This window comes from uncultured Dechloromonas sp. (assembly GCF_945957265.1).
In the GTDB taxonomy this organism is placed as follows: Bacteria; Pseudomonadota; Gammaproteobacteria; order Burkholderiales; family Rhodocyclaceae; genus Azonexus.
This window is the reverse complement of sequence record NZ_CAMFKO010000064.1, coordinates 1-7,886: the sequence shown is the minus strand read 5'-3', so window position 1 is coordinate 7,886 and position 7,886 is coordinate 1. Positions and strand designations below refer to the sequence as shown.

Here is a 7,886-nt window from a genome sequence, read left to right as displayed (position 1 = left end):
CGCGCTCTTGCGCAACAGCGGAGAAACCGATACCGGCCAGCAGGGCCAGAACCAGCGATTTCTTGACAATGTTCATAGTCGACAGTCCCAGGAAAAGTTTTGCGTAGGTATTTGTAATTTGAAGCTGCCCAATTCTATTACGAATCGTCACCTTTCAACCACTTGTCACACACAAACCGAATCATTTCGACCACGCCGTATCCGGTAACATAAGGCGTTCGGGCAATTGCGCGCCATCTTGGGGATCATGAAAAAACGATGACAACAATCCGGGCCCTGTTCCGCTGGCTTCTCGGCAAGCCGGCCCCCTACTCCGACCAGCTGGGCAAAGCGCTCGACCGTTTCCGCAACCCGGAAGCCGATACGCTGGAGCTGATCCGCCGCCTGGTCGCCGTGCTGCGTCCGGCGAACCGGCGCGACGACGCCTACGTCGAGCGCTACCGCGCCATGCTCGACCGCATCGAGGCCGACGCCGCGCTGCGCGAGGCATTTTGCGGCCATGTCGTGCATTTCCTGGCGACCCGCCGCCTGGTCACCTTTTTCACCGACAGCGGCATCCTGCCCGGCACCGGCTTCTTTTCCGAGTGGGGGCGCATCATCGGCAACCGCCTGTTGCCGGAAGTCCCCGACGAGCGCCGCCTGAAGGATTGCCTGCACGTCGTCTTCCCGCATGCCGGCGACTGGCGCTGGCTGCAGGAAATCCCGCCCGAACTGTCGCAACGCTTCTGGGAGCTGATGACCCCGGACATGGCGCTGCGCAACATCGACTGGCGCGGCATCCAGGAGCAGATGCTCGACGCCGTGCTGCTCCTCGCCCACCGGGTCAGCGGCCTGGGCGTGGAAAGCGAGCTGATGCGCGCCTCGACCAACTTCGACGACGACACGCCGCGCTTCGTCGCGCTGTCGGCGGAAGCCCTCGATTTCGTCACCACCTTCCGCAACGCCCTGAACGACAGCGCGCAACAGGCCGACGACGGCCGGCAGCTGCTGGTCATCGCCGACCAATGCGCCGCCACGCTGCAAAAGATACGCAAGCGTGCGCTCACTGTCGGCACCAGCCTTCATCTGTCGTATGTTCTGACGCGCAGCGAACAGAGTATCGAACGCCTGCGCGAACTGGTCGCCATCCTCGGCGCCGGCCAGCGCGCCGAGACGCACACCGGGGCGATTCATGCCTGGGGCCAGTTCGCCCACGCCGCCTTCATTGCCGAAAACCGCCGCAACAGCCTGCGCTTCTACCTCAGCCAGCTCTCCAGCCTGCTCGCCGTGCGCGTCACCGAAAACGCGGCCCGCTCCGGCGAGCACTACATCTGCGACTCGGCCAGCGACTATCGCCACATGTGGCGCTCGGCCGGCGGCGCCGGCGTCCTCATCGGCGTCATGGCCCTGCTCAAGATCAAGGGCGCGGCGCTGCACCTTCCCCTGTTCGGCGAAGCCTTCCTGAACAGCATGATCTACGGCCTGGGCTTCGTCGCCATCTACCTGCTCGGCATGACGGTGGCCACCAAGCAGCCGGCGATGACCGCCCAGACGCTGGCCGGCCTGCTCGGCGACCTGCGCCTGAATCGCAGCGCCGACCTCGAGCACCTGGTCGACGTCATCGCCGCCGTCTGTCGCAGCCAGCTGGCGGCCATCGGCGGCAACGTGATGGTCGCCCTGCCCGTCGCCATTGCCGTCGGCGCCGGCCTGGGCTACCTGAACGGCGCCCCGGCCATCGACGCCGGGAAAGGCGCCCACCTGCTCGACAGCCTCGACCTGCTGTCCTGGGCGCTGCCGCATGCGGCGATCGCCGGCTGCTACCTCTTCCTCTCCGGGCTGATCACCGGCTATTTCGACAACCGCGCGGCCTACGCCGGCATCGGCCCGCGCATCGGCCGCCTCGGCTGGCTGAAGGCCATCTTCGGCCCGGCGCGCGCCGGGCGCATCGGCGCCTACATCCAGGACCGCCTGGGCGGGATCATGGGCAACTTCCTGTTCGGCTGCATGCTCGGTTCGACCGGCGTCATCGGCACCATCCTCGGCCTGCCGCTGGACATTCGCCATATCGCCTTCTCGTCGGCCAACCTGGGCTACGCCCTGGTCGGCTTCCAGTTCGACCTGCCGCTCAGGGCGGTCGTCTGGGCCGCGCTGGGCGTCGCCGCCATCGGCTTCACCAACCTCGCGGTCAGCTTCCTGCTCGCCCTGCGCACGGCCCTGCGCGCCCGGGGCGTCCAGTTCATCCACCACGGCCCGCTGCTCAAGGCTTTGTGGCGCCGCCTGCGCCGCCATCCCGCCACCTTTTTCATGCCGCCCCGCCAACCGGCCGGCAACGCGTAAAATGACGCTGTGTTTGCCCGCCCGAGCCCTCTCCTCCTGTCAGCCCTGCTGTTCGCCGTCGCCGCGCCCCTGGCGGCCGGCGAACTGAGCCTGCAGGCGCCGGACGACATCGGCGAACTGCTCGCGCCCTACCTGCCGGAGGAAGCCGGCAACCCGCAGCGCCTGCAGGGTACGCTCAGCGAGATCCTGGCCACCGAAGGCTATTTCGCGCCGAGCTTCGAATTCAAGGACAGCGACGACGGGCTGCAGCTGAGCCTCGACCCCGGCCCGCGCACCGTGGTCAAGGCCGTCGCCCTGAGCCTCGACGGCCCGCTCGCGACGACGACCCGGGAGGAACTGCAGCGCGACTGGCGCCTGCCGGTCGGCCAGCCGTTCCGGCAGGAGGACTGGAACGATGCCAAGCAGCAGGTGCTCGCCCGCCTGCTCGCCGTCGAGCACGCCGATGCCCGACTGGTCGACAGCGAGGCGACGATCGATGTCGAAACGCACAGCGCCCGCCTGAGCGCCCATTACGATGCCGGGCCGCGCTACCGCTTCGGCGCCCTGCGCGTCGAGGGCCTGCAGCGCTACGAGCCGTCGCTGGTCGCGCGCTACAACCGGGTCGTGGAAGCCGGCCAGCCCTATCGCGAGGACCGCCTGAACGCCTTGCAGAGCACCCTGCAGGCGACGCCCTATTTCGCTTCCGTGCAGACGACGCTCGATCGCGAGGCCGCCGAGATCGACGCCGACGGCACGGCGACCATTCCCGTCGTCGTCCGCGTCCGCGAGCGGGCGCCGCACCGGGTGTCCTTCGGGGCCGGCGCCAGCTCGAACACCGGCGCCCGCGTCGAATTCAACACCCACTCGTCCGACCTGCTCGGCCACGCCTGGGAGCTGGACAGCGGCCTGCGCCTGGAGCAGAAGAAGCAGACGGTCTACGCCGACGTCTTCCTGCCGCCGGACGAGCGCTTCCGCCGCAACAGCCTGGGCGCGATGGCCGAAACCACCGACATCGCCGGCCTGAAGACCGAGCGCTACGCCTTCGGGGCGCAGACCGTGCAGCAACGCGGCAGCGTCGAGCAGCGCCTGTCGCTGAACTGGCAGCACGAACTGCGCGAACCCGACGGCGCCCAGCCGGAGACCAGCCGGGCGCTGGTGCCCAACGCGATGTGGACCTGGCGGCGCGTCGACAACCTGCTCGATCCGCGCCGGGGCACCGTCCTCCAGGCGCAGATCGGCGGCGGCACCCGGGCCGCGCTGTCGGACCAGAACTTCATCCGCCTGCATAGCCGCATCCAGCACTACATTCCGCTCGGGCAGCACAACACCCTGACCCTGCGCGGCGAAATCGGCACCACCCTGGCCGACTCCCGCCGCCATATCCCGCAGGACTACCTGTTCCGCACCGGCGGCGCCAGTTCGGTACGCGGCTACGCCTACCAGAGCCTGGGCATCAAGGAGGGCACGGCGACGGTCGGCGGCCGCTACCAGGCCATCGCCAGCGCCGAAGTCACGCACTGGCTGGACGAGGACTGGGGCATCGCCGCTTTCGTCGATGCCGGCGACGCCTTCGATGCGCGGCAGGATGCCCGCCTGGCCGTCGGCTACGGCCTGGGCGCCCGCTGGCGCAGCCCGGCCGGCCCGATCGGCTTCGACCTGGCCTACGGCGAGCGCGTCCGCGGCTTCCAGCTCCATTTCTCGCTAGCCATTCCGTTCTGACATGCTGCGCCGCATCGCCCTCCTCGCCATCGCCCTCCTGCTCGCCATCCCGGTCTGGCTGACGAGCAGCGACAGCGGCCTGCAAACCGTCATCCGGCTCGCCACGCACGCCAGCGCCGGGCGCCTGCAGGTCGCGGACGCGCAGGGCCGCCTGCTCGGCCCCCTCGCCATCGCGACGCTGCGCTGGCAGGACGGCGAGCGGCAGATCGCCATCACCGGACTGCATCTCGACTGGTCCGCCTCCGCCTTGCTCCACGGCCAACTGCACATCGCCGAACTGGCGGCCGACACACTCGAGATCCAGCAGCCCCCCAGCAACGACCCGCTGCTGCCGCCGGACCGGCTGACGCTGCCGCTCGCCATCGCCATCGAACGGCTGGCGCTGGGCAAGCTGAGCCTCAACGGCCAGACGCTCGCCGCCGACATCGTCGCCCGCCTGGCCAGCGACGGGCGCCAACACCGCATCGAGCAGCTGGCCGTGCGCCTGGCCGATGTCGCCGTCGAGGCGCAGGCCCGGCTCGACGGTCAGTCCCCCTTCCCGCTGTCCGGCACGCTCAAGCTCAGCGGCCAGCTCGAGCAGCGCCCGCTCGCCCTGGCCGCGACCGCCGGCGGCGAACTGGAACGCATCGAACTGGCCGTCGTCGCCACCCAGGGCATAGCCGGCCACGCCGAGGTCTCGCTGACGCCCTTTGCCGCTGCCCCGTTTGCCCGCGCCCGCCTGCAGCTCGAGCACATCGACCCGGCCAGCTGGGTGGCCGACGCCCCCCGCGCCGACCTCAGCGTGGTCGCCGACATCGCACCGCAGCACCAGGGCTTTCTCGGCAGCTTCGGGCTGACCAACCGCAACCCCGGCCCCGTCGACCGCCAGCGCCTGCCGCTGACGACCCTGGCCGGAACCCTGAACTGGCAGGAAATGCGCCTGCGGCTCGGCGACCTGCACGCCGCCCTGCCCGGCGGCGGCGAACTCGACGGCCGGGGCGAATGGCGCAGCGACGAACTGTCGCTCGCGCTGCAGGCCCGGCGCCTCGATGCCCGACAACTGGTTTCCACCCTGCGCCCGACCCGCCTGGCCGGCCCGCTGACAGCGACGCTCGCCGCCGAGCGGCAGAACCTGCGCATCGACTTGCGCGACGACCGCTTCAGCCTGCTCGCCGAAGCCGGCCTGGCCGGGCAGCGCCTGCAAGTCTCCAGGCTCCGGCTCGCCGCCGGCGAGGCGCGCCTGGAAGCGCAGGGCGAACTGAACCTGGCCGCGCCGCGCGCCTTCTCGATCAGCGGCGAACTGCGGCACTTCGACCCCAGCCGCTTCATCGACCTGCCGGCGGCGCAGATCAATGCCCAGCTGCAAGCCAGCGGCCGCCTTGCCCCCCAACCCGTCGTCGACGCCGGCTTCACCCTGCAGGAGAGCCGGATAGCCGGCCAGGCCGTCGGCGGCCGGGGACAACTCGCCATCGCCTGGCCGCGCATTCCGCAAGCCGACATCGAACTTTCGGCCGGCAGCAACCGGCTGACCGCCCGCGGCGCCTACGGGCAGGCCGGCGACGTGCTCAAGCTCGACATCGATGCCCGGCAACTCGCCCCCTTCGGCCTCGAAGGCGGCGTGCAGGGCCACTGGGAACTGGCCGGCACGCCGCAGGCGCCGGTCCTCAGCGGCAACCTCCAGGCCGACAAACTCGGCTGGCCCGGCCACGGCCGGGTGCACGGACTCAAGCTGAGCGCCACGCTGGGCAGCGAAGCGGCATCGCCCCTGGCGCTCGACCTCGGCATCGCGGCGCTCGACAGCGCCGAGCAGCCCCTCCTGGCCCGCGACCTGCGCCTGCGGGGAGAGGGCAGCAACCAGGCGCACCGCCTGACGGCGCAGGCCGACATCGCCGGTCCGAACCGCCTCACCCTGGCTGCCAGCGGCGGCTGGAACGGCGCCCACTCGACCTGGAGCGGCCGGCTCGACGAAGCCCGCCTGGACGGCAGCGACAAGGCGCGCAACGTCCGGCTGCTCGCCCCGGCCCCCGTGCTGCTGTCGGCGTCGGCGTGGCAGCTCGGGCCGCTGCGCCTGGGCGGCGACCCGCTCGACTGGCAGGCGACGCTGCAGGCGACGGCCGACGACAAGACTTTCGCCGCCTCGCTCAGCGCCCGGGGCAGCCGGATCGGGCAGATCGACGGCCGCCTCGGCGGCGCCATGCAGGGAGCCTGGTCGCCGGCCCGCGACAGCCGCTGGCAAGGCTCGCTGCAGGCCGACGTGAGCAGCCTCGGCTGGCTCGGCGAACTGATCGGCGAAGGCTGGCAAAGCGAAGGGCGGCTCAACGGCGAACTGCAACTGTCCGGCACCCCCAACCGGCCGCTGCTCGGCGGCCGGCTGCGCGGCGAACAATTGGCGCTGCGCCTGGCGGCGCAGGGGCTGAACCTGGCCCATGGCGAACTCGACATCGACCTGCGCGACAACCTGCTGCACATCAGGCGCCTGGGTTTCGACAGCCTGCTGCAGCCCCTGCCGCGCGCCCTCCGGCTCGAAGCCGGCAGCGAACTGGCCGGACTCGACAAGACCCCGGGGCGCCTCGAGGTGAGCGGCGAGATGCGGCTCGACCGGCGCCCGGGCGCCAGCGCCGACGATGGCGGCGAGAGCGCCTTTCTCGATGTGCGCCTGGACAGGCTGGGCGCCTTCCAGCTGCCCGACCAGTGGGTTGCCGTCTCGGGCAGCGGCCGGCTGAGCTGGCAGCGCGGCACGCTGGGCGCCCAGGGCAAGCTGGCGGTCGACGCCGGCTACTGGCAACTGGCCAAGGGCGGCACGCCGCGCCTGTCGGACGACGTGGTGGTCAGGCGCCCGGGCAGCGACAAGCCCGCCGCCGCGCTACGCCCCAAGCTCGATCTCGATATCGCCGCCGACCTCGGCAATGTCTTCCTGTTCAACGGCGCCGGCCTGTCCAGCCGTCTCGGCGGCGAAGTGCGCATCACGGCCAGGGGGCGCGACCTGCCGCGGGCCAGCGGCACCATCCGCACCCGCAGCGGCCGCTTCGAGGCCTACGGGCAGAAGCTCGACATCGAACGCGGCGTGCTCAGCTTCAACGGTCTGCTCGACAACCCGGGGCTTGACGTCCGTGCCATCCGCAAGGGCCTGGCGGTCGAGGCCGGCGTCCAGATCAGCGGCACGGCCCAGAAGCCGGTCGTCAAGCTGGTCTCCGACCCGGAACGGCCGGAAGCCGAAAAGCTGGCCTGGCTGGTGCTCGGCCACGGTCCGGAGCAGATGGGCGCCGGCGACGCGACCACCCTGCTGTCGGCCGCCAGCGGCCTGCTCGGCAACGACTCCGGCAACGTCGTCCAGCAGATCAAGAAAACCTTCGGCTTCGACGAACTCGGCGTCCGCCAGGGCAACCTGGGCGACAGCGGCGGGCGCCAGCAGACCAGCCGGATCGCAGGCGGCAGCGCGGACACGGCCGGGAGCACCGGCCAGCAGATCTTCTCGGTCGGCAAGCGCCTGTCGTCGAACGCCCTGCTCTCCTACGAGCAGACGCTGGGTCGGGCGGAAGGCATCGTCAAGCTCACCGTCAACCTCAGCCGCCGCATCGCCGTCATCGGCCGGGCCGGCAGCGACAATGCGCTGGACGTGTTCTACACGCTGACCTTCGGGCGCGACGGGGCGAAGGACGGGGCGAAACCCTAGGTCCGCGATTTGTCCGGGTTCCGGCGAATGCCGGAACCCGGACAAATCAAGCGATGGGACACCTGCCTTTGCCGGAGTGGCGAATCAGTCGGTGCGCCCTTACTAAATGGCGTTGCCCTGACCACTTAATCGCAACGTGTTGACCATATTGCGATCAGGCTGCAACCGGCCATCAGCGGACGCAGGGAGGACTTTCCGCAACCGGCCGTTCGATGCGGCA

At 70.4% G+C, this 7,886-nt stretch carries 3 protein-coding genes; all 3 read left to right on the top strand.

The genetic code is table 11. The features are described 5' to 3' along the window. Nucleotides 1–258: 258 nt before the first annotated feature. The 3 genes from Q0P59_RS19525 to Q0P59_RS19515 are packed head-to-tail and all read left to right on the top strand — an operon-like array spanning nt 259 to nt 7,666. Complete coding sequence (locus Q0P59_RS19525; RefSeq protein ID WP_295009532.1) at nt 259–2,316, top strand: preprotein translocase subunit TatB; 2,058 nt, start codon at nt 259–261, stop codon at nt 2,314–2,316. Between the two features lie 9 nt (nt 2,317–2,325). Next, nucleotides 2,326–4,014: an autotransporter assembly complex family protein gene (locus Q0P59_RS19520; protein ID WP_295009530.1), complete on the top strand. Its 1,689-nt coding sequence runs from the start codon at nt 2,326–2,328 to the stop codon at nt 4,012–4,014. A gap of 1 nt (nt 4,015) precedes the next feature. After that, nucleotides 4,016–7,666, top strand: coding sequence for a translocation/assembly module TamB domain-containing protein (locus Q0P59_RS19515; protein ID WP_295009528.1), 3,651 nt, complete (start codon nt 4,016–4,018; stop codon nt 7,664–7,666). Nucleotides 7,667–7,886 lie beyond the last annotated feature (220 nt).

Bases quoted from the DNA above. Each gene is read 5' to 3' on its own strand.
- Q0P59_RS19525 (WP_295009532.1), top strand. From the start codon at position 259: ATGACAACAATCCGGGCCCTGTTCCGCTGGCTTCTCGGCAAGCCGGCC.
- Q0P59_RS19515 (WP_295009528.1), top strand. From the start codon at position 4,016: ATGCTGCGCCGCATCGCCCTCCTCGCCATCGCCCTCCTGCTCGCCATC.